Source organism: Paenibacillus hexagrammi, from assembly GCF_021513275.1.
Lineage (GTDB): Bacteria > Bacillota > Bacilli > Paenibacillales > NBRC-103111 > Paenibacillus_E > Paenibacillus_E hexagrammi.
The window spans coordinates 4,222,415-4,244,301 of sequence record NZ_CP090978.1 but is presented as its reverse complement, the minus strand read 5'-3'; the positions used below and the strand labels follow the sequence as shown (position 1 = coordinate 4,244,301).

Below are 21,887 nucleotides of genomic sequence, written 5' to 3'. Positions count from 1 at the left end.
CGTCAAATTTGTTTGTGTTCACTTATGCCTTCGTTTATATAGACGACAGCGGATCCTAGAATTCATCGGTCTCAGGGGGAGTCGGAATTGGCCTGATCTCAATTGAGGGGAAACATATAGGAATTGTCTTCGAGCGAAAAGTCATAATAATGGCATAAAAAGTAATATTTCAAGCAGTGGATGAAATCCGTTACAGCTAGAATCATATGTATATCTAACAAAACTAGATCCTGAAGGGCCAAGCGAGCTGGATATCGCCAAGAGGATAACTTGCGGCTTGGACACATGGAAGGAGGGGACTTATGCTATGCTCCACGAAAGAAACGAGCAAATTAAAGTTAAGTTGAAGCGAATGATCGAGAAATTCGATGATGCGGGGATGAGCAATCATATGCTGCGGAGCTTCGACGACTATCTGTTTCATCGAAAGCATTTGGATCGGTTGCTGTACATGCTGGATTTGTTATTGCCTTACTGCCAGTCGGACAAGCGGATTGCGGATCTGGGAAGCAACATTGTATTTCCATATTTGGTGAGGCTGTGCTCAGTAGTGCAAGTTTGCGATGGCATCGCGTGGAACTTTGGACGATGTGAACATTTTATTTTCAGGGAGGACGGAACTACAAGCATTACACCTTTAGATGATCCGAACACGGATATAGGCGAAGAGAGCGGCATCCTTGTCCCCATACATCATTGCGATCTTTCCAGGGATCAAATTCCCTATGGCAATGCTTCATTTGATATCCTGACGTGCTACGAAACGCTCGAGCATTTAAGATGCGATCCTATGAATCTTATGTCGGAGGCTAACCGGACCTTAAAGTCGGAAGGAATATTCATGCTTACGACACCGAATGCAAATTCAATCTCGAATCTTACACGAATGATCCGGTACGAATCTCCGAACTTTTATCCGCCCTATAATCAATACATGGATTCCATCGAGCATGTCAAAGAATATTCCATTCAGGAAATTCGATTGCTCTTCGAAAGCGCCGGCTTCGAGATCATAAGACTGGAAACGTTCGACCACGTGAATTCGAATGAATTCAACCATAATGAAGCGTACCAAATCAACTATCTCGACGCCGATGAGCCTACTTTGCAAAAATTAAGAGCTCAAGACGATGAGTTAAAGCATGCGGTGATGCAACTGCTAGCTAAAGACGGCTTCTCACATCAATATCGGGGAGATTACATTCTTGTTTTCGCCAAAAAGGTTTCAGACGTGAAGGATCGCTATTGTTTTCCAATATATGAGAAATCAGAGCTTTAATCCTTCTGTCATTCAATGTGAACAACTGCTAAAGGGGAGTGTATATGTCAAAGGTGCTGTTCATTAATGGTCCGGCCAGCGGACATATCCATCCAACTTTAGGGCTAGTGGAAGAGCTTATCGCTCACGGCGAAGAAATCGTATACGTTGCAAGTGAAGAGTACCGTACGAAGCTGGAGCGTCTTGGAGCAAGATTTGTTGCCTATGATAATTTTCTGGCGGACAAGGATCCTTGGCAGCTCGGCGCTTTCATGCCCTTAGTCAATCTGATATTGGCATCCTATGAGGTTATCCTCCCTTGTATACTTCAGCTTGCCGAAACGAACTCCTTTGATTATCTGATTCATGACTCCATGTATGGCTGCGGCAATCTCGTAGCGGACCTATTGCAGCTTCCACACGTTTCCACTTGCTCTTCATTCGTATATTCCGAGCGTCTGTGGAGTAAGCATTCTAAGCACAACAAGGAATTTGCGAACAATTACAAGCATATGAAAGAATTTTTTTCTTTGGCTAAGAGAATGGAAGAAGCATACGGCCTACACCGCAAACTGCAAGTGAAAGATGTTTTCTTCAATAAGGGTGATCTGAATATATTGTTCACCTCTAAGGAGCTGCAACCTGAAGCCGAGACACTGGATCCAAGTTATCAATTTGTAGGACCATGTATCAATGATCGGAGAGATACCATGGATCTACACGTGGATCAAGCTTCCGGGAAGAAAATCGTCTACGTCTCACTAGGAACGGTCTTTAATAACGATAAAATTTTTTATGGTCTGATTTTTGAAGCTCTGCGGGACTTTGATGGTCAAGTGATCGTTTCCGTGGGGGAACGAATAGATATGGCTGATTTTGACGATATCCCGCCGCATTTCATGGTTCGCCCTTATATTCCCCAACTAACGGTGCTTCAGCAAGCAGACCTCTTTATCACCCATGGAGGAATGAACAGTGTACACGAGGCCCTCTACTTCGATGTCCCGCTAATTGTGGTCCCTATAGCTGCTGACCAGCCAATCGTTGCAAGCCGTATTGCTGAATTGGGTGCCGGCCGGGTCCTAGATATCTCTACACTAACGGTTGAAATACTCCGCGAATCTGTTCAGGATGTTCTTCTTACTGATACCTACCGACACAATAGCAGCAGAATCGGACTCGCTTTGCGACAAGCGGGAGGGCAACAAGCTGCTATAGAACAAATAAACCAATTCAAGCTTAACTTCGGGGTAGAGGGCTAGAAAAGAAGGGATCGATATCATGATTCAAATTGACAGAGAACAAATAGATAGAGCCAGCTTCTCAACAAAGATCAATGAGTTTAATAAGTTTGAGCCTTTCCGCCACCCGGAAGGAAAAGCTTACGCGATTTGTTCACATGATGCGCTCGGGCTGATTTTGTCTGTCATCTATCTTCGTGGGCAGGGGGCGTCTGTTCTGCTCCTCCATCCAGATACACCTTTCGAAACAGCAAAGCACATGTCTACACAGGCAGGCTGCTCCTATTTGCAGTATGGGCGTTGGGACGATGTGTGTACATTGGATGGTAGGGCTCCATTCTCGGAGCCGGGCCTTCTGCAATTCAGTTCGGGAACTACAGGCAGGCCGAAGCTCATTTTCCGGTCATGGACAGAAGTAGCAGCCGAGATTCAAGCTTACAACAGTGTGCTGAAGCCAGAGCCTGAAGAGATCTCGCTTATTATGGTACCGGTGTCCCATTCCTTCGGCTTGATTACCGGTGTATTAGCTGCCTTGGAGCGGGGGGCGGAGGCTGTGGTGGTTCAAAATAAGAATCCGAAGTTTCAGCTTCGTATGATAGGAGCGACTGAACGATCCATTTTGTATGCGGTTCCATACTTCTATCATTTGCTCTTAACCTTGGGGAAGGACACACTTCACTTTCATAAGCTGATCAGTTCCGGGGCAGCTCTTACGGGCAGCCTGCTGAAACAGCTGCAAAGCAGATCTCGGCAGGTATGGCAGCAGTATGGCTGTACGGAAATTGGCTGTATTTCCTTGGGAGAGCAGCCGCTCTCGCTTTGGGATGCAGGCTATGCACTTCCACACCTGCAGGTAAGCATACAGCCGGCTGCTCATCCTGAATATGGTGAGATTGTCGTGGAGAAGCCAGGTGGCGTCCGAATCCAAACAAGGGATTTGGGCTCTCTAACTGATGATGGTCGGCTGCGGTTGTATGGAAGATTGGATGACTTGATTAATGTTGGCGGTTTAAAGGTTATACCCATGGAGGTTGAAAGTGTTCTGGAGCGCATGCCGGGGATCAAGGAGACAGTCGTCTTCCGTACCCATCATCCCGTGTATGGCGAAGCGGCAAAAGCGCTGATCGTTGCCGACCAAGAGGTGTCCGGGGCAGCTGTTAAGGCTTGGTGCCTTACCCACTTGCCCTCTTATAAAATTCCCAACTTCATAGAATTGGTGCCAAAGCTGCCCCGGCTGCCTTCCGGCAAAATCAGCAGAAAATTACTAGAAGAACAGGAGCGAAGCAAACATGGACAATAGAAATCAAATTGCAGGGCAATTAAAAAGTATTTTAAGTGAAAATCTGGAGTTGGAGGTTCCTGACACTTTGGCAGAGTCGCTGCTCTTGTATGAAGATCTGAACGTGGACTCGATTATGATGCTTCAGCTAGTTGTGTATTTGGAAGAGACCTTTGAAGTGACAGTTCCAGAGGAGGAAATCAGTCCGGATACCTTCAAGACGGTCGGTTTGGTCATTGATTATATTGAGGCGCTCCAAGGAGCGATCGCATCATGATGCCCCCATCACCTATGAGGCTAGGTATGATCGGCTTTGGTCGAATCGTGGAATTGATTCATTTGCCTGTGGTGAAGCGATTGAAGGGGATCGAGGTGGCCGGTGTATACGATATCACTCCGGAACGTCTTCGTTTAGCGGAGAGGAGAGGCTTTCATACTTACACAGATCTGGATGAGCTGCTGTCGACTCCCCTGGATGCCGTGTTGGTCGCAACGCCGCATCAGAGTCATTATTCGATAGCGGCCCTGGCACTTCGAGCAGGCAAGCATGTCATTTTAGAAAAGCCCGTCACCTTAACTTCCGAGGAAGCCATCCAATTGAAGCAGCTTGCGCAGAGCTCCGGCAAAGTGATCACCGTTTTCCACAATCGGCGTTATGACAGCGATTTTGAGTTGGTTAAGCAAGTAATAGCAGGCGGTGAATTGGGACCCCTTCTGTCTGTTAGCAGACGGCATCATTCCTTCGGATCGGGAGCTCCCTTTGGGGTTAAATCCTTTTACCCTAATTGGCGCAATGAAGCCTATTATGGCGGAGGGGCTTTACTTGATTGGGGAGTGCATCTCATTGATCAATTGCTGCAGCTTCAAGCGGGTAAGTTCCGCCGGATCACCGCAACACTCCAAAACATGCGCTGGTTGCAAGGTGACGTGGAAGATTATGTGCAAGCCACCATTTGTACAGATCAAGACATTATGGTATCCCTTGATATTAATTTTGGTTCCTATGCCAATACGCCCATGTGGGTAGTCGGAGGGGAAGCGGGCACTCTTGAGGTAATTTCGGACCGGGAGGCTACTATTTATCTGAAGGACAGTAAGCCGAGGACAATCGAGCTGAAGCCGTCTCTGCTTGACGGCCCCTGCACGATATATGCATCATTCCTTGCTCACTTGCAGGAAGGTAAGCCGCTCGCGATTACGATTGACGAGGCGGTAGAAACGATGCGCGTTGTAGATGCCATCCGGCAATCCGCTGCACAGCGGAAGGAGGTTCTATATGGCGATTATGTTCTCAGCCCCTCAAGTTGAATATGAGCTGATCCGTGAAGAATGGTTGAACGCTCTGTCGCATCTTGGAGAGAAAGGAGTGTTTGTGGGCGGGCCCAGTGTTACAGATTTTGAAGAATCCTTTGCTGCATACTCCGGCACAGCGTATTGTGTGGGGGTGAATAGTGGTACGGATGCTTTATACCTGGCGCTTAAGGCACTTGAAATAGGGCCAGGGGATGAAGTGATAGCACCTGTCAATACGTTCATTGCTACAGTGAATGCGATTTACCACACAGGCGCCAAGCCTGTCCTGGTAGACTGCGGAACCGATTATCTTATGGATATGGCACAGGCTCGTTCTCTGGTCACAGCTCGGACCAAAGCCGTGATTCCTGTTCATTTATATGGTCAAATGGCAGATATGAATCATTTGAGACAATGGGCTCCGGATCAAGATATTGCTATCGTGGAGGACGGCGCTCAAGCTGTTGGTTCCCGAATGGACGGGAGGCCCGCAGGAAGCTGGGGGACTATGGGCTGCTTTAGCTTTTATCCAGATAAAAATTTGGGAGCCTTAGGAGATGGGGGAGCCATCTGCTTATCTTCGCAAGCAGTAACATCCCATTTGCGCAAGCTGAGAAATCATGGTGGAGAGATTCGTTATGTTCACGAATTCCCGGGGTATAACAGCCGCTTGGACCCCATTCAAGCTTGTGCCTTAAAGCTAAAGCTTACGCATATTGAAAAATGGTGCCAACACAGACGCCAGGTCGCTGCCTGGTATGACGAATATTTAGACGGAATTGAAGCTGTAACAAGACCCGCCCTGATACTTGACGGTAGTCACAGCTATCACCTCTACGTCATTCGTGTCGTGAACGGTCAACGGGAAGCGCTAAAGAAGTTTCTGCAAAAGAAAGGAATCCTAACGGCCATTCATTATCCTTCACCCATTCATTTAACTCCCGCATATGCCGATCTGGGCGGCAAGCAAGGACAGTTTCCCAATGCTGAACGCTATGCGGACGAAATTCTATCTCTTCCGATGCATATTGCCATGACGGAATCTTTAGTAGCCAAGGTAGCGGAGGAAATCCGCAGCTTCTTCAGTTAGAAAGGGGATTCAGATGATGACTTTACCTAGCAGCAAGGCCATGACAGCTGATTTAAAACATTTGATTGCTGAGGTGATCGAAAAGCCCGAGCTGGAGTATGTGTTGGACATGGAACAGGCCATTGAAGAATACGGCATTGATTCTATGAAAATCATCCGATTAATCGTATTGATCGAGAGCCGCTTTAACATTGCCTTTGCAGATGAAGAGCTTGTTCTAGACAATTTCTCAACCCTACAGAGTATCGCGGACAAGGTATTGGCCAAGTGCGGAGTTCATTCATGAACAGCCCCAAACAGATTCTGTGCTATCTGGACTGCTATACGTTCTTGGTTGAACAAAACAGCGATCATGATTATCGGCCCATGTATATCGGCACCTGGAATGCGGACTTCGAAGCGGATGAGAATGGAATCTCTTATTTTAGCAGCCAGAAGGATTCGATCAATTGGCCAGAGCGGTTTCAACAATTATATGGAGGGAAGGCAGAGAGGTGGCTGGATCACCGTCTGAGTAAACAGCAGAATTTCGCTTGCTTCATGGAGCTGGCGAAGAAGATGGATTCCAACCAGGCGCTGCTAGTGATGGTTGATCTGTTCTGGCTTCCTTATTCTCCCCCAGTACCAAACCAAGCATATTCCCCATGTGCTGATCATCAGGAAATGGGAGAGCTCTAAGTGGTACATCGAGGATCCTTATTTAGGATGGAAAGGCTGTATCGGACATAAGGAGATGGAAGCTGCATTCTATTATAAGAATTTGGCTATGGGGATACGGCTTGATATTTCCGGGCTTCATGCTCCGGACACAGAGCAGATCAGCTGCCTGATGACCGAGGAGATGAATACTCCACCCGGTCTGTTGGTCAAGGAAGTTGAGAAGTTCATAAATTCCGTGAATACGCAACATGACGGACAACCTTCCATGAAGCTGTTCTCCTTCATTGAGCATATACGAATCATATCCAAAAGAATGAAAGCATACCCGTTGGTTTTCGCATATTTCGCTCAAGGAAGGCATGACGAAGCAAAAGAGGGGATACGGCTAGCCGTGGAGCTATTCCATTCATGGGAAGTCCTGCTTCTATGTATCGCTCGACTCGCCATTGTGGGCAGCCGTATGGATTTTTCGCGGATTACACAACAATTGAAACAGATTGCTATCCTGGAGGCAGATGTTAGAAAAGAGCTTTTTCGAATATACGCACTATGGAAAAACGAGAAGCTGTGAAAAGGAACTCATAATATGAACGTCATGCGGATGTATGGGAGATTGAGAACGTATCAAAAAGTCCGTTGGAGCCAAACCGTAGCTGTTTTTTTGCTATCCTTCCTAAGTTTGGGCTTGAATCTGTACCAGCCTTATTTATTGTCGCGTTTCATTGATCGTGTGCTAATAAAAGGGCAACATGAGCTGATGCTGCCGATCCTTTCCGCCTATTTGGGCATCGTGCTTGTTAGCGTAGTTCTGACGATCCTTCAACAAACGGTAAGCCGTTACTTGGAAATCAATCAAATTCTGGATCTGCGGGGGGCGGTACTCCGGCATCTTCGTAAAATTCCCATTACCGAGATCGAGAAGAATGGCACAGGCAAATACCTTGAATTCATGGGGAATGATACCTCAGCCGTGGCCAGCTTTTTTGTATTCATATTCGTGGAGTTCCTTACACTGTATTTGCAAATGGTTGCAGCCGTAGTCATCCTCTTCTTTATGGATTGGCGTTTGGGGGCTATTGCGCTAATCAGTATACCCGTAACGCTGTGCGTCCCCCGTTTGTTGCGCGCACCGCTTAAAACAGCTGCAGAGAATATACGGACCCACAATCAAGAGATCGGATCCTATCTGGTTCAGAGCATTAACGGTTCCCGTGAAATCAGGGCCTATGGACTGGAAGAATGGGAGCAGCGTCGCAACAGGCACATGTATAAGGGCTTGATCAGAGCCAGCACGTTTGAGGGGTTATTTCGTCATGTAACCGGACAGTCCGGTATTCTGATTATCTCGATTACGGTAACTCTGCTGTATGGGTTAGGAAGCAAGCAGGTAGCAATCGGGACGATTACTGTAGGCATGATGATAGCGTCCATTCAATATATATACACGGCTTTGCAGCCGATTCAAGCTATAAATCAACTTTATGGACATTTGATTAACAGCGAGGTTGCCATGTCTAGGCTTGACAAGTTTTTGAATAGTCCGGTAGAGAACGCTGCTCAAATGGAAACCAGAGAAGTGCCTCACCCCATTCATCAAGAAGCGGTTGTTTCCGCACGTAATTTGAGCGTTTCCTATGATGGAATTCCTCTCCTCAAGGGTATTGACCTGGATATCGGCAGAGGACAATTAGCCGTCCTGGTAGGCCGGAGTGGTTCCGGCAAGACTACGCTCTTCCGGGTGCTGCTTGGCTTTATGCCAATTGAGTCCGGTGAGCTTTATATGAATGGGCTGTCTCATTCCCATTGGTCGAGACCCATGCTGGCCAAGCATATTGGCGTTGTGTTTCAGGAGAATTTCCTGTTTACCGGGACTCTGTTCGAGAATGTGGCCTTGGGCAGACCGGGAGTGAGCGAACAGGACGTGTACCGCGCGCTATGTGAGGTGGATCTTAAAGAGTACGTTGATTCACTTCCTGACGGTGTGCATACGCACTTGGATCATCAAGGCTTTCAACTGTCAGGAGGTCAGCGTCAACGAGTGGCTATTGCAAGAGCGTGTCTGAAGAAGCCGGATATTCTCATATTAGACGAGCCTACCTCGGCGCTGGACCGGCATTCGGAAGAGCAGGTATTGAGGTCGCTTCGCAAAATGATGTGGCAGAAGACGACGATTATTTCCACCCATAGGCTGGATACCATAATGGCCGCTGATGTGATTTATGTGATGGAGAAAGGCAAAATCATTGATCGAGGCACCCATGAACAGCTGATGGAACGTTGTAAAAGCTATGCCATTCTGATTATGAAACAGCATGCCCAAGAGGGGAGGATTGGAGATGAGTACACGTCTAAGCTCGCAGAACGAACATAATGTCAATCTTGGCTTCATGGAATGCTTTACTTCCTGTGTGATGACTTATGTTCGGGTTATGGGCTGGGATCACCGGAACCTACTATTGAATTATTGGAACCTGGATTATCAGCATCAAACCCTGCTAGGCAGTAAAGATTCGAGGAAATTTTCCATGGATTACTTATACGGCGTAGATATGAATTATGTGGCGGGAGATTTGGCTTCCTTGACCGGCCATATTCGTCAGGGGTACAGCGTTATTTTGTTATGTATGGCTTCCCGCCTTGATTATTTTCCCCGTGCTCTCCTATCGATGGAGTCAAGCGGTTTTCAGCATTCGATCCTTATTCTCGGCTTGGATGCGGAATCCGGGTTCCATGTACTGGATCCGATCGTCAACTTCTCCGGCTTCACTACAACCGCTGTTGTAGCCAATGCGGGAGCGACTGGACGCAGTGAAACCCTCCATTACTTTACTCTTTCAGAAAAAAAGGTGGATTCATTGCCCTCTAGCCAGGAGATCCTGGCATTCTGCTCCAGACGGAATCTGGAATTCTATGAGCATCCGTCGCAGTCGGTAAAGATTCCGGGAGGGGGAAATCAAGAAGAGAGGAAACAAGCCTGGATAGAATGGTTCAGCAACCGGCGCGGAGGTACGCAATCCTTTCGCTTGTTTATAGCGGATCTTATGGCTTCGCTCGAATGGCCGGAGCAGAAGAGAAGCAGTTGGGGGAAGAGGAACAGCATGACTCTCTCATCGATCCGTCAGCTTCGTAGGCAGGTATGGAATACCTATAGGGAATTCATGCAACTGGATCAGGCTGCAGCTGAAGAGGGGGATCAACAAATAAGCCATATTATGAACCTGTGGCAGCGGTTCCATTACTTGCTTTTAAGATTGTTGAGCGCTGGCGACAAACCTAGGACGGCAGAGCTGATTTGCAGGAAGGTGGAAGAATTGGAGCAAGCAGAAATACGTTTTTTAAGCTGGCTGAATCAGAAGGTGATGATGGGGCATGGATGAGAGAAGCAGCATCGATTTTGTTTTAAAGCGAATTTTGCTTGGCAATGTCCGGCAGAACGTGCAGATGTACCATATTGAGGAGGATACTGATTTAGTCAACGAGCTGGCTTTGGACTCTTTATTCATGGTCAACTTGTTCGTTGATTTGGAGGAGGAGTTTGAAATTAAGATTCATGCTGCTGATTTGGAGCGGCCTATTCTAAAGAAATACAAATTCCTTAAAGAATATGTAATGGAGAAGATATCCCATAAACATTGAGTGGCTGCTAGAGAAGATGCATGCTTATTCACACCGGGAAGCTATCATATTCCGCAACGAAACCGTTACATATCACGCTCTGCTCGAACGATATGTGCAATGGAAACGATTGTTAACAGAGGAAGGTGTGCAACCGGGCCAAGTAGCAGCGCTTGTGGGCACTTACTCTCCGTCCCTGTGCGGTGCTTTCCTGGCGCTATTGGACAATGGCAATACGATTGTGCCTATGTCTCCAGAGGGCGATGTCCGGCAAAAGGAACAGCTTCGTATCGCTCACGTGGAAGTGGTGTTCACTCTAGATGGACGTAGCTGCCAAACTGTTCATCTGCAACAGGGAGCACGCCCCCCCATGCTGCAAAAGCTTGCCGATTCCGGTCGTCCGGGAATGATCCTGTTTACTTCCGGTACAACAGGAGAGCCTAAGGCTATTGTTCATGACATGATCAAGTTTACGGAACGTTACAAAACACCGAGAGATACCCTGCGCACCTTAAGTTTTTTACGTTTTGACCATATCGGCGGTATGAATACGCTTTTGCATACACTAGCCAATGGGGGTTCCGTCGTATGTCCTGATAAGCTTCTGCCTGGTGATATTTGTGCTCTGATTGAACACTATAAGATCGAACTGCTCCCTACCTCTCCAAGCTTTCTTAATCTCCTCCTGGTAACGGAGGTTTATCAGCAGTATGATTTATCTTCTCTGAAATTGATTACATATGGGACGGAGGTCATGCCCGAGTACACCCTGCAACGGCTGCGGCGTGCATTTCCCGGCGTGCAATTTAGACAAACCTATGGCTTATCGGAGGTTGGCATATTAAGAGCGAAGTCTATGTCCTCGGACTCTCTGTTATTCAAGGTAGGAGGAGAAGGCGTGGAAGTAAAAGTTCGGGACGGCATCTTGTATATCCGTTCCCAGACGGCGATGGAAGGCTATCTAAATGCTCCCGATCCTTTTGATGAGGATGGCTGGTTGAATACGCAGGATCAGGTTGTGCAGGAGGGGGAATTCATTCGTATTATCGGGCGCAAATCGGAGATTATTAACGTTGGGGGGCAGAAGGTATACCCTGCTGAAGTGGAGGAGGTGCTGCTCCAAATGCCGGAGGTGAGGGACGTGACCGTCCGAGGTGAGCCTAATGTACTGCTCGGCAATATCGTTACGGCTACGGTTAATCTGGAGATGGATATTCACACTGCAGAATTAAAGCAGAGAATCAAAGAATTCTGTGCAGACAAGCTGGAAGGCTATCAGATTCCTGTGAAAATATATATGGAGCAGTCAGAGCTGTATTCGGACCGTTTCAAAAAGATACGCAGCTGATCGGGGGAGGCTAGATGAACTATTATTTATGTTCCATTTCCTTTCGTCATGAATTGGCCTCCTTGGAGGACCTGATGAATTTTGCACAGGAGAAGGGCTTTGCCGGAATCGAATTATGGGGAGTTCATGCAGAAGCCATATCCGGCGGCAGCGACCCGAAAAGAATCATTCATACTCTGGATCAACTTCAGGACAAAGGTCTCCATGTGTCGATGATCAGCCACTATGTCAATCTGCTGGCTACCAACCATCAGTTGCCTGATGTTATTGCCCGTTGGAGGCGGTTGATTGCGCTTGCCAAGCTGTTTCGTACGAACAGAATCCGTATTTTTGCCGGGAATCAGCCCAGTCATACCGCTTCTCCTGAGGAATGGAGCCTGTGTGCGGCTAGGCTCCGGATGTTCTCGGAGATAGCTTATGAAGCTGAAGTATGGACGGTAATTGAATTTCACCCCCATACGTACTTCGATACGCTCCAATCGGTTCACAGCTTGTTGTTGGAAGCTAATCATCCGGGGATTCGGGTCAATGTGGACTTTCTCCATGTCTGGGAATCGGGTTGTGATCCGATTGATGCGCTTTCGGTCATCAAACCTTGGATTGGCTATTACCATCTAAAAAATGTGCGAGACAGAGAACAGCTGTCCCTATTCGAACCTGACAATGTGTATTCCCCTAACGGTATCAGGGATGGATTGGTCAGTCTTGCCGAAGGCGCTTTAGATTATGCACGGATCATCCGGTATTTGCTGAAGGAGAAGCTGAACTATCCCGCAGCTCTTGAATGGTTCGGAGACCGGCCTTTCCATAGGCTGGAGTCAGATGTAGCATGGCTGATGCAGCTGGCCGGCCAGCCTGACACCAATGTGATCGTTTCCCATTAGATTGTGAGAAAGGAGCAATGGCCATGTCCGAGAAAATGCTGCCCATCCGTGATCCCATCCTGAAAACATTCCCACAACAAACGAATATGATGGCCATTCTTTCGATGTATGAGGATTTTTACCCTTGGTTTTATAGCAATTTCATTCAACTGAAATGCAGTAACAGACCCTACGCACTCGATCTCTTAATCTATCCGGATAATATTCAAAGAGTAATGCCTTTGGTGGAGTATCAGTGTTTAACGAGAAGAACCTTAGGGCAATGGTTCCCCGACGTGATTGGTTTTATCATTCGGTGTATCGATGACGATTTGTATTTTCATGCTACAGTTAACAGTTATTATATATCTCTGTATGAATACCACTATCAAAAATATCATCGGTTCCATGAAATTCTTATCATAGGCTACGATCTTGATGCCAAGATCTTGTATGGGGCAGATTTTTTCCATAACGGGCAATATGCATGCAAGCCAATCCCTTTCGCTGATTTCGAAGCAGCGTATGTAAGCGTTGACGAACAAAATAACGGTCGATTCGATATTGCCCATTCGGCAAGCACAGACCTTAACAATCACTTGAGTCAAATTGAGCTTATGCGCTTTAATCCAAGATCGCATTGGCATACCAAGGTCCCGTATCGATTGGATATAGGTAATATCGTGGACTTGCTGGGAGATTACTTGCATTCATCCAATACCTCCCGGAAATATACCGTGTTCGAGAATGCGGCAGATGAAAATTACGGGTTAAGTGTGTATGACTGGTTAATCAAACATGCGGAATCCATTTTGTCTGGGAGTACGCCTTATTGTGATGTCAGATCCTTTCATATCTTATACGAACATAAAAAATGCATGGTGCTAAGGATGAAATATTTGCTCGGATTGAAGCTTGAACAATTCCCGGAACTACCGATGGATAGCCTCATACATGTTGAAGCCAATGCGTTAACGATTCGAAATCAAGCGATTAAGTATTCGTTTTCAAAGGATAAGAAAATCATAGCTAAATTGATAAGTGATCTACAGGAAATGGCTCTCGTCGAGAAAAAGCTTTAACCCCTATTTATGAACATGTATCCGATTGGGTTATGAACAAGGATTTGAAATTCGTGCAGGAGCAACACGTATGAAGGCTATTCTAATGGCAGCTGGTTTGGGAACAAGACTGCACCCGATTACAACGCATACACCCAAGTGTATGGTGCTTATCAAAGGTGTACCTCTTCTGGGCTGGTGGCTGCAAAAACTTAAAGCCGCCCGGATCTCAGAAGTGATTATCAATTTACATCATCTGCCCGATCAAGTAATCGCCTATGTGAACTCCCAGGATTGGGGGTTACCTATTCATTTTGCCTATGAGCAGCAGCTTCTGGGCAGTATGGGGACGTTAGCTGCCAATCGTCATTTTTTGCAAGGGGAGCCGTCCTTTTTGGTTGTTTATGCTGATAATTTAACCGATATCGATCTTAATCAGCTTGTTGATTACCATGATAGGCATCAATTAGTGGGAACGATCTCGCTATTCGAAAGTGAGCATCCGGAGATGTGCGGTATAGTTCAGATGGACGCGCAGCAAGTCGTTGTGGAGTTTACAGAAAAACCAGCCGTACCTCGAAGCAAGCTGGCCAATGCAGGAATCTACATCTTTAATGATACCGTGTGGAAGTATATCCGAATTACAAAGCAGCCTTCTGATATCGGTTATGATCTGCTGCCGCACCTGATTGGACTGCTGTCTGGTTATTTGATCGAAGGTTTTTTTATGGACATGGGTACTCTTGAATCACTCGAGAAAGGAAGCAGGTGCTGGAGCTATGATTATCAGTCAAACGCCACTGCGAATTAGCTTTACTGGGGGTGGAACCGACATACCGGGTTTCTATACGGCCTTTGAAGGGGCTGTTATCAGCACCACCATCAATAAATACATCTATGTGGCGGTGAAGCCAAGATTTGACCGAAGAATCCGGGTAGTAACCACACAAATTGAGGAAGTAACCCAAGTTGAGGAAATCAAGCATGATTTGGTGCGTGAAGCCTTGAAAAAAACGGCTGTTCACAGCGGTGTAGAAATCGTGATTCTGGCAGATGTTCCGGCAGAGGGAAGCGGGTTAGGATCATCAGGCGCCCTTACAGTAGGTTTATTGAACGCACTATATACCTACCAAGGAAAGGATGTGTCTGCAGAAGAGTTGGCGGAGCAAGCGTGCGAGATTGAAATCGAACAGCTGAAACAACCGATCGGTAAGCAAGATCAGTATGCTGCTGCTCTTGGAGGATTGAGATACTACCATTTTCATAAAAATGGAAGCGTAGTCTCGGAGTACATTCAGATCGCGGAAACCCAAAAGCAGGACATGCAAAAGAACCTGCTGCTCTTTTATTCCGGTATCACAAGATCAGCTTCCGCGATCCTGCAAAGGCAAGGAGAACAATTGGAGCAGAAAAAGGATTATTTATTGCAGATCAAAGAGCAATGCGCATTGCTCAAAAGAGAGATTGAAACCGGGTGCCACTCTACCCTGGGGTCGATCTTACATGAAGGATGGCAATGGAAAAAGCAGCTTGCTGACGGAATAACCAATCCGCAGATCGATAACTGGTATGAAACAGCGCTGCAAGCAGGAGCGTTGGGTGGGAAGATTGCCGGTGCTGGCGGCGGAGGTTTCTTAATGCTGTATGCCGAGCAGGACATCCATTCCCGCTTGCGAGATGAGCTTCCGTTACAAGAGATGGATTTTGGCTTTGATAACCGTGGGACAAGAATCATTTTGGGCAATGAGGGAGCTGGTGAGCAATCCAGGCTGTATTTCTAGATCGAGACGGAGTCATTAATGAGAATATCGATAAGGGTTATGTAACCTCTTGGAAGGAATTCAAGTGGCTTCCTGGGGCAATTGAAGGGATTCGGGCTCTGAATGAAAGAGGTTGGCTTGTATTTATCATTACCAATCAGGCATGTGTCGGTAAAAACATCCTGGAACGTGAAGTCCTTGATGATATTCATGAGCGAATGCAGCGTGACCTTCAGCGCAATCAGGCATCTATTTCTCAAATCTATGTTTGTCCACACCGTCCTGAGGCTCATTGTGCCTGCAGAAAGCCCAGACCCGGCATGCTGCTGCAAGCGGCACGCGAGCATCGCCTTAGACTTCATGATTGTTATGTTGTAGGCGATTCACTCACAGATATGATCACAGCGAAAGAAGTGAAAAGTTATAGCATTCTGGTGAGAAGCGGACTCGGCCAAAGGGATGAGCAGCAAGTAAGAAGCTTGGAGCTTGCAGATCATTATTGCGAGACGGTAGATGAGGCCGTACACCATATTATTCAGAAGGAGGAGGCGGTAGTGTGAGTAATTTTATCGAAACCTATTTCCATACCGTTACAGATGCATTGAGCTCTTTAGAACCTGGCATCGTTCAGGCGTTAACTGAGGAAATCTTTAAGGTATGGGAGCGGCGGGGGACCATATACATTATGGGGAATGGGGGCAGTGCCGCTACGGCCTCGCACTTTGCCTGCGACCTAAGCAAGCTTACCATTTCGAAGAACTTGCAGCGTGTAAAAGCAATGGCGCTAACGGATAATATGTCGATCCTTACAGCCTGGGCTAATGATACTCATTATGAGCATGTGTTTATGGAGCAGCTAGTTCCCTTTCTGGAACCAGATGATTTGGTTCTCGTCATCTCAGCGAGCGGCAATTCGCCGAATGTGATCCAGGCGCTAAAATATGCGAAATCAGTGGGCGCAAAAACAGCTTCTCTGAGTGGATTTCAAGGTGGTGAAGTAAGCTTGATAACCGATTATCCTGTGGTGACTTGGAGTGACAGCATGCAAGTGATTGAAGACAGCCATTCCCTTCTGTGTCATGGGATAGCGTTAGAAATATGCCAAATGATGACTCGTGTGCAGCTGGAAGCAATCACTACTATAGGAGGTTAAGAACCTGTGAAGATATTAATGATTCAAGCAATGGGTTACTTTATCCCTTATAGCGGTGCTTGTAAAGCTAATCGGTTTTTAATGGAGGGTCTGGCGGCTCATGGACATGAATGCAAGGTGATCACGATTGCTCCTAACGACAATGGCCTGAGAGATACGGAAATGTTTCAGAAAACATTAGATGCCAAGGAAGTCATACAGATCTGTTCAAATGAACGGTTTGAAATCTATGAATCAAATGGCGTAGCGGTTCATTCTATATTAGAATTTTCCCAACTAAGCGCACACATACTAGATCTCACCAAGAAGTTTAATCCGGACTGGGTCTTGGTAACTGAAGATCGCGTACCGGAATTGTTGAAGCTGGCATTAGACGTTGCGCCCAATCGAGTCGTGGAGCTCGCCCATAGCCAGGTTGCGTTGCCATTCGGACCTGAATGCTATACTCCAAATCCCGAGCACGTTGAATTATTAAGGAAGACGGCAGGGATCATAGCTTCCAGCGAGTATGTAAAAGAGTATCTATATAAATGGGGGCGTTTCGAATCGATCGCCTTCCCTTTTCCTGTTCATGGAAAGGGGCCGTTTCAACACTACGATAACTTTGACGATGGCTTTATAACGATGATTAATCCGTCTGATATTAAAGGACTTCCGATCTTTTTGGAGCTGGCTAAACGATTCTCCAACCATAAATTTGCCGCCATCCCGACCTGGGCGACTACTACGGAAAATATTCGAACCCTGGAATCTTACCCTAATGTTACCTTGTTGCCTAGAGTAAACGATATCGACGAAATCATGAAATTGACGAAAATATTGATCGTTCCTTCCTTATGGGGGAAGCATTCGGAGCCGTCATCGTCGATGGCATGCTTAGGGGCATTCCCGTTCTTGCGAGTCATGTCGGTGGAACCTCTGAAGCGAAGCTGCAAACTGAATATTTACTGCCTGTAAACCCAATCGTTACGTATAAGTCAGAATTGGATGATAGACTCATTCCCATTCCCATCATTCCCGAGCAAGATATGACTCCGTGGTTCGCTGCGTTGGAAAGGCTGACCTCGGACCAGGAGCATTACAAAAGAACTTCTCACGAAGCAAAAGAAGCGGCGGACTTCTATCTTTCCAAAATAAACCCGAACGATTTGATTAACCACTTAACGGCTTTTGCCAATAGACAAGAGAGTGTTCCGGATTTCAAGCCTATTAATTGATGAACAAGCCCGAGGTGTATGCTGACTATAAGCGACTCGGGCTTTGGTATTTTTGTTTTTCTATGGAATAACAGGGCCGATTTGGGCTGCTATTCTATCTAATGCTTCTTGCACTGTAGTTGGAGGAGGTGCTACCCAGTCCCCTAGATTACTTGGAGTGTAACCTAATCCATTGGCATCATTCAACCGTTCTATCAGAGCGCTTCCTATTACCCTCGCGCGTACAGGAATAGAATCGACCGTTGCCCTTGGTCGGGCATTCGTTCCATTAATTATCAAATTTCCTTTTATTGCAAAACTGAGCAGATCAAAGGGATCGATTGGAACTGTTCCGGGAGGTGCATTTACGATCACATCTCCATCCGTTCCACCACCAATCAAATGCACTTGCGTATCATAAGGCACAATCGAATTAATCGTAATGGTCGGCTGTGATAAAGGAAGCGGCACTCCTCCCACATAAGAAGCGAACATATATACATTGGCGCCATTTTGAGTATATCCACCGAACAATTGGCAATCTCGAATATTTATTTGGCTCAGGAAGGTACTGTTGCCTGTAAAGACTGGAGTGGGTGAGATATTCACACTAACAAAGAATAAACGGCCTGTAGAGGGAGTGAATGTATTTGCTCTAAAATCGAAATCGAGTGGGCCTGTTAATAACGCTAGGTCTGCAAAACCGGCACGATTATCAACGTTGAGATTACCGTTCCAGGAGGGATCATTAATATCGAATGGAATATCCAATCTGGTTAGTAATGTGCTAGCTCCTACTAATTGAACATTAGCCTTTAAATGAATGAAAGGCTCTGAATACGTACCAGGACCAATGGAAATCTCATAGCGCTTAGTTGGTGAAGCATCTACAATTGATGCCATTGCTGCAGTGACTGTCAAAAATGGATGACACTCACTGCCATCGGCACTCGCATCATTACCAGCCTTATTTACATACACAATTTGAGTGGCTATTGGTAAAGGTTCCATACATCCCGGTCCTGGGGGACCGGCAGGTCCTTGAGGTCCTGGCTGCCCCATTTTTCCTTGATGTCCTCTTTTCCCTTTTGCTCCTCGGTCTCCTTTTTTACCTCTGCATTTACAATGTTCTTTTGATTTATGCGAATCACACATTCCCATTCACCATCCTATAAATAGATTATTAGATAGTATATAAATCAGCAAGAGACTTTGATTGAGACAAATTGATAGGGTTGTATATGGATTTTCTATTTCTCTTATAGACTTTGTTTAAATAGAATAAATAGATGGTGTTCATTGGAGATTGAAGGCGGGATATATGTAGTTGTTAATCATCCAGTAACATTATTAGGGGATTAAAGGACTTTGGGAATATTTATTGAATACAATAATTATTGTAAGATTTTAGGAGGTAGAGGGGAGGAAGTTGCTATACGGAAAGATCGATGACGATAATCTATCATTCGCCGCAAGCAGGATTATCAACGATTATGTTTGTCTAAATGCAATGTATGCATAACATGTTAGTTAAGGGAGGGGTAAAATGGGTGTTTGATTTAATTAAGAAGTTAGCAGCTATTCTATTCTGTATGGTTCTCATTATTTCAGGAAATCTAGCATGGAGCGGGTTCGATAAGTCTGCCTTTGCAAGTTCAGGAACCCTTACTTTTACAAGCAATAGTGGTTTCAGTGGAAGTACGGTTACTGATGGTCAAGGTGGATCAGATAATATAGCTGGAATTGTGCTTCAAATCATAAGTGGGGATGAATATACTTGGACATATGAGAAACCGTATACAAAACATGTAATCACAGTAGGTTACGCGGATAATTCGAATCAAACCCTCATTGCGTTAAAGAGTCAGGATTCGTCAATTAACTTTAATTTTCAGTCGTTTTTTGTTGCGGATTCTGGAGGTACTCCAATTGTTGTAACTGGGTATGACAATGGTCAAGCTACAGGCTCTGTAAACTTAGATACGACACAAAATCAAAGTCAATGGGAAAATGTATTTGACAGTTCAAATGGATTAACTCCATCCATTTTCCAAAATGTGGATGAAGTGCGGATTACTCCGCAAGACAAGACAGCAATGTGGATAGGGATCAACGATATTAAAATTGGAGATCCAGTAGCAATCAACAGTGTCACTGTAAGCCCAAGCAGCAAAAGCGTGGTGCAGGGCGGAAGCCAGCAGCTGACGGCAACCGTTGATGCAGTGGGTGGCGCTTCGACAACAGTCACTTGGTCAAGCAGCGACACGAACCATAAAGTGACGGTGGATAATACCGGTCAGGTCAACGTAGCGGCGGATGCGGCGACGGGAGAGTATACGATCACGGCAACGTCAACGGCAGATGGCGGTAAAAAAGGCTCGGCATTGATCATGGTAACTGCGGCTCCCGCGGTGAACAGTGTCACAGTAAGCCCAAGCAGCAAAAGCGTGGTGCAGGGCGGAAGCCAGCAGCTGACGGCAACCGTTGATGCAGTGGGTGGCGCACCGACAACAGTCACATGGTCAAGCAGCGACACGAACCATAAAGTGACGGTGGATAATACCGGTCAGGTCAACGTAGCGGCGGATGCGGCAACGGGAGAGTATACAATCACGGCAACGTCAACGGCAGATGGCAGTAAAAAAGGCTCGGCTTTGATCACGGTAACAGCGGCTCCAAATGAGCTGTCAGGATCGTATTTGAAAGGTGATGCCAGCACACTGGCCGGGCAATCGCTTGACTTGACGTATGGTATAAATGAAAGCACAAGTGATGTTCGTGCTGAAGATATTACAATCACGTATGATGCCGATCAATTCGATTTGGATTCGGTTAAGTCGATCAACGAGGAGAAGTTCGTCATCGTCCAGCATAAAGACACGGCTGGTGAGGTGCGCATTCTGGGCGTACATCTTGGCAATTCCGTGCCGACTGGCGACTTAATGAGTGTTCATTTGAAGTCGAAAGTGGATGCGTCGGGTACTTCGACAATAAGGGTAGACCATGTTACTGTTGCGAGTGGGGACGGAAGGGAATGGTCGATGCAGGGCGCAACGCATACTGTCACGATCGGAACTGTGGATCGCGCCGAGCTTAATGCTCTTATTGCGGAGGCACAGGCTGCGCACGATACGGCGGTTGAAGGTACACAAGCAGGCCAATATCCAACTGGCGAGAAAGCGAAGCTGCAGGAGGCAATCGATCGCGCCGACGAGGTGGCGGCAGATAGCAATGCGAACCAAGCTGAGATCGATCAGGCGGTGGCGAATTTGAATGTGGCATTAAATGCCTTCCGCTTATCGGTGATCAAGACGACACCAGGCGATGTTAACGAAAACGGAAGCACGAGCATCGGCGATCTTGCGATCGTTGCAGCGGCTTACGGAAAAACGTCCGAAGACTCGGAGTGGTCACAATATAAGAAATTCGACATGAACAATGACGGAAAAGTGGACATCGAAGATCTGGTTATCGTCGCCCGGCGGATTTTAGAGGAATAAAGGTTCGCTTCAGTATTGGAGGAAGGCCAGCCGGTTTCATTGCTACGCTCCCCTTTAAGTAGACAGGTGAAATAATAAAACTTGTTCACCAAGGGGAGTATTTTCATGTCCAAAAATAACGAGTACTGCGGAAAATGTGGTTAGGTTCTGGAGGTAGACACAATATACACTATATTTAAGTTAATTTTAAAAGTCATTTTAGGCTTAGCTGCTCTCATTTTTTTAGTCTACATGGTCCTATTTATCTTTATTTATTCTAGAACACCTGAACAAGCCATACAGAAAAAAATAGGCAATATAAAGACAGAGTTTACAGTAAACGATGATGACTATATGGATAAGGACGGTAATTATCGCTACTATATTCATGAATTAAACGGAAACTTTACTGATAGTATCCCTCATATTTTTTATTTAAGAAAAACGGAGCTAGGTTGGCGCGTTGTTAACCATGGCAATGCTCCATAATAGAGTCATTTCGTGACCGCCAACATTTGAATTAAGTATAGGCAATGACGTTAAGACAAATTAAACGGGAGGATAATCATCTAAAAACCGGTGGAGAACGTT

General features: G+C 46.2%; 23 protein-coding genes. 22 read left to right on the top strand and 1 reads right to left on the bottom strand.

What is annotated here, in order from left to right:
- The first annotated feature begins 307 nt into the window (after positions 1-307).
- The 21 genes from L0M14_RS19225 (at position 308) to L0M14_RS19130 (ending at position 17,838) form a co-directional block, all read left to right on the top strand.
- Positions 308-1,279, top strand: a complete 972-nt coding sequence (locus L0M14_RS19225; RefSeq protein WP_235118221.1) for a methyltransferase domain-containing protein — start codon at positions 308-310, stop codon at positions 1,277-1,279.
- A 44-nt stretch (positions 1,280-1,323) separates the two neighbouring features.
- Entirely contained in the window at positions 1,324-2,520 is a 1,197-nt protein-coding gene (locus L0M14_RS19220) for a macrolide family glycosyltransferase (protein WP_235118220.1), read from the top strand.
- Positions 2,521-2,539: 19 nt separating this feature from the next.
- Positions 2,540-3,799 carry an AMP-binding protein gene (locus L0M14_RS19215; protein ID WP_235118219.1) on the top strand — a complete coding sequence of 420 codons (1,260 nt, stop codon included), beginning with the start codon at positions 2,540-2,542 and terminating at the stop codon, positions 3,797-3,799.
- A complete protein-coding gene (locus L0M14_RS19210) occupies positions 3,789-4,055 on the top strand; it encodes a phosphopantetheine-binding protein (RefSeq protein WP_235118218.1) in 267 nt (88 codons plus the stop codon). The genes L0M14_RS19215 and L0M14_RS19210 overlap by 11 nt, the downstream gene beginning before the upstream one ends.
- Positions 4,052-5,086 carry a Gfo/Idh/MocA family protein gene (locus L0M14_RS19205; RefSeq protein WP_235118217.1) on the top strand — a complete coding sequence of 345 codons (1,035 nt, stop codon included), beginning with the start codon at positions 4,052-4,054 and terminating at the stop codon, positions 5,084-5,086. The genes L0M14_RS19210 and L0M14_RS19205 overlap by 4 nt, the downstream gene beginning before the upstream one ends.
- Positions 5,055-6,161, top strand: coding sequence for a DegT/DnrJ/EryC1/StrS family aminotransferase (locus L0M14_RS19200; RefSeq protein WP_235118216.1), 1,107 nt, complete (start codon positions 5,055-5,057; stop codon positions 6,159-6,161). Before L0M14_RS19205 ends, L0M14_RS19200 begins: the two co-directional genes overlap by 32 nt.
- A 13-nt stretch (positions 6,162-6,174) precedes the next feature.
- Positions 6,175-6,447 (top strand): acyl carrier protein, encoded by a 273-nt coding sequence (locus L0M14_RS19195; protein ID WP_235118215.1) that lies wholly within the window; start codon positions 6,175-6,177, stop codon positions 6,445-6,447.
- Positions 6,444-6,839 (top strand): DUF6005 family protein, encoded by a 396-nt coding sequence (locus L0M14_RS31170; RefSeq protein WP_260115372.1) that lies wholly within the window; start codon positions 6,444-6,446, stop codon positions 6,837-6,839. Before L0M14_RS19195 ends, L0M14_RS31170 begins: the two co-directional genes overlap by 4 nt.
- Positions 6,808-7,392, top strand: coding sequence for a DUF6005 family protein (locus L0M14_RS31165; RefSeq protein ID WP_260115371.1), 585 nt, complete (start codon positions 6,808-6,810; stop codon positions 7,390-7,392). Before L0M14_RS31170 ends, L0M14_RS31165 begins: the two co-directional genes overlap by 32 nt.
- A 42-nt stretch (positions 7,393-7,434) precedes the next feature.
- Entirely contained in the window at positions 7,435-9,192 is a 1,758-nt protein-coding gene (locus tag L0M14_RS19185) for an ABC transporter ATP-binding protein (protein WP_235118214.1), read from the top strand.
- Complete coding sequence (locus L0M14_RS19180) at positions 9,158-10,198, top strand: hypothetical protein (RefSeq protein ID WP_235118213.1); 1,041 nt, start codon at positions 9,158-9,160, stop codon at positions 10,196-10,198. The genes L0M14_RS19185 and L0M14_RS19180 overlap by 35 nt, the downstream gene beginning before the upstream one ends.
- Positions 10,191-10,457 (top strand): acyl carrier protein, encoded by a 267-nt coding sequence (locus L0M14_RS19175; RefSeq protein ID WP_235118212.1) that lies wholly within the window; start codon positions 10,191-10,193, stop codon positions 10,455-10,457. Before L0M14_RS19180 ends, L0M14_RS19175 begins: the two co-directional genes overlap by 8 nt.
- Positions 10,458-10,473: 16 nt before the next feature.
- The gene (locus L0M14_RS19170; RefSeq protein ID WP_235118211.1) at positions 10,474-11,784 is read left to right on the top strand and encodes an ANL family adenylate-forming protein; all 1,311 of its coding nucleotides are present in this window, start codon (positions 10,474-10,476) and stop codon (positions 11,782-11,784) included.
- A 14-nt stretch (positions 11,785-11,798) separates the two neighbouring features.
- Complete coding sequence (locus L0M14_RS19165) at positions 11,799-12,668, top strand: sugar phosphate isomerase/epimerase family protein (RefSeq protein ID WP_235118210.1); 870 nt, start codon at positions 11,799-11,801, stop codon at positions 12,666-12,668.
- Positions 12,669-12,691: 23 nt separating this feature from the next.
- Positions 12,692-13,729, top strand: a complete 1,038-nt coding sequence (locus L0M14_RS19160; RefSeq protein WP_235118209.1) for a hypothetical protein — start codon at positions 12,692-12,694, stop codon at positions 13,727-13,729.
- A gap of 70 nt (positions 13,730-13,799) precedes the next feature.
- Positions 13,800-14,519 carry a nucleotidyltransferase family protein gene (locus L0M14_RS19155; protein ID WP_235118208.1) on the top strand — a complete coding sequence of 240 codons (720 nt, stop codon included), beginning with the start codon at positions 13,800-13,802 and terminating at the stop codon, positions 14,517-14,519.
- Positions 14,488-15,489, top strand: a complete 1,002-nt coding sequence (locus tag L0M14_RS19150; RefSeq protein WP_235118207.1) for a GHMP family kinase ATP-binding protein — start codon at positions 14,488-14,490, stop codon at positions 15,487-15,489. The genes L0M14_RS19155 and L0M14_RS19150 overlap by 32 nt, the downstream gene beginning before the upstream one ends.
- Complete coding sequence (locus L0M14_RS19145) at positions 15,471-16,028, top strand: D-glycero-alpha-D-manno-heptose-1,7-bisphosphate 7-phosphatase (protein WP_311198917.1); 558 nt, start codon at positions 15,471-15,473, stop codon at positions 16,026-16,028. The genes L0M14_RS19150 and L0M14_RS19145 overlap by 19 nt, the downstream gene beginning before the upstream one ends.
- Positions 16,025-16,621, top strand: a complete 597-nt coding sequence (locus L0M14_RS19140; RefSeq protein ID WP_235118206.1) for an SIS domain-containing protein — start codon at positions 16,025-16,027, stop codon at positions 16,619-16,621. Before L0M14_RS19145 ends, L0M14_RS19140 begins: the two co-directional genes overlap by 4 nt.
- A gap of 6 nt (positions 16,622-16,627) precedes the next feature.
- On the top strand, positions 16,628-17,578 hold the full coding sequence (locus tag L0M14_RS19135; RefSeq protein ID WP_235118205.1) for a glycosyltransferase family protein: 951 nt from the start codon (positions 16,628-16,630) through the stop codon (positions 17,576-17,578).
- Positions 17,579-17,604: 26 nt separating this feature from the next.
- Positions 17,605-17,838, top strand: a complete 234-nt coding sequence (locus tag L0M14_RS19130; RefSeq protein ID WP_235118204.1) for a hypothetical protein — start codon at positions 17,605-17,607, stop codon at positions 17,836-17,838.
- Between the two features lie 60 nt (positions 17,839-17,898).
- Here the strand turns inward: L0M14_RS19130 and L0M14_RS19125 are convergent, their stop codons facing one another.
- Positions 17,899-18,972, bottom strand: coding sequence for an exosporium leader peptide (locus L0M14_RS19125; RefSeq protein ID WP_235118203.1), 1,074 nt, complete (start codon positions 18,970-18,972; stop codon positions 17,899-17,901).
- Positions 18,973-19,367: 395 nt separating this feature from the next.
- Here L0M14_RS19125 and L0M14_RS19120 point away from each other — a divergent pair, with 395 nt between their 5' ends.
- Complete coding sequence (locus L0M14_RS19120; RefSeq protein ID WP_235118202.1) at positions 19,368-21,317, top strand: Ig-like domain-containing protein; 1,950 nt, start codon at positions 19,368-19,370, stop codon at positions 21,315-21,317.
- Positions 21,318-21,887: the final 570 nt, after the last annotated feature.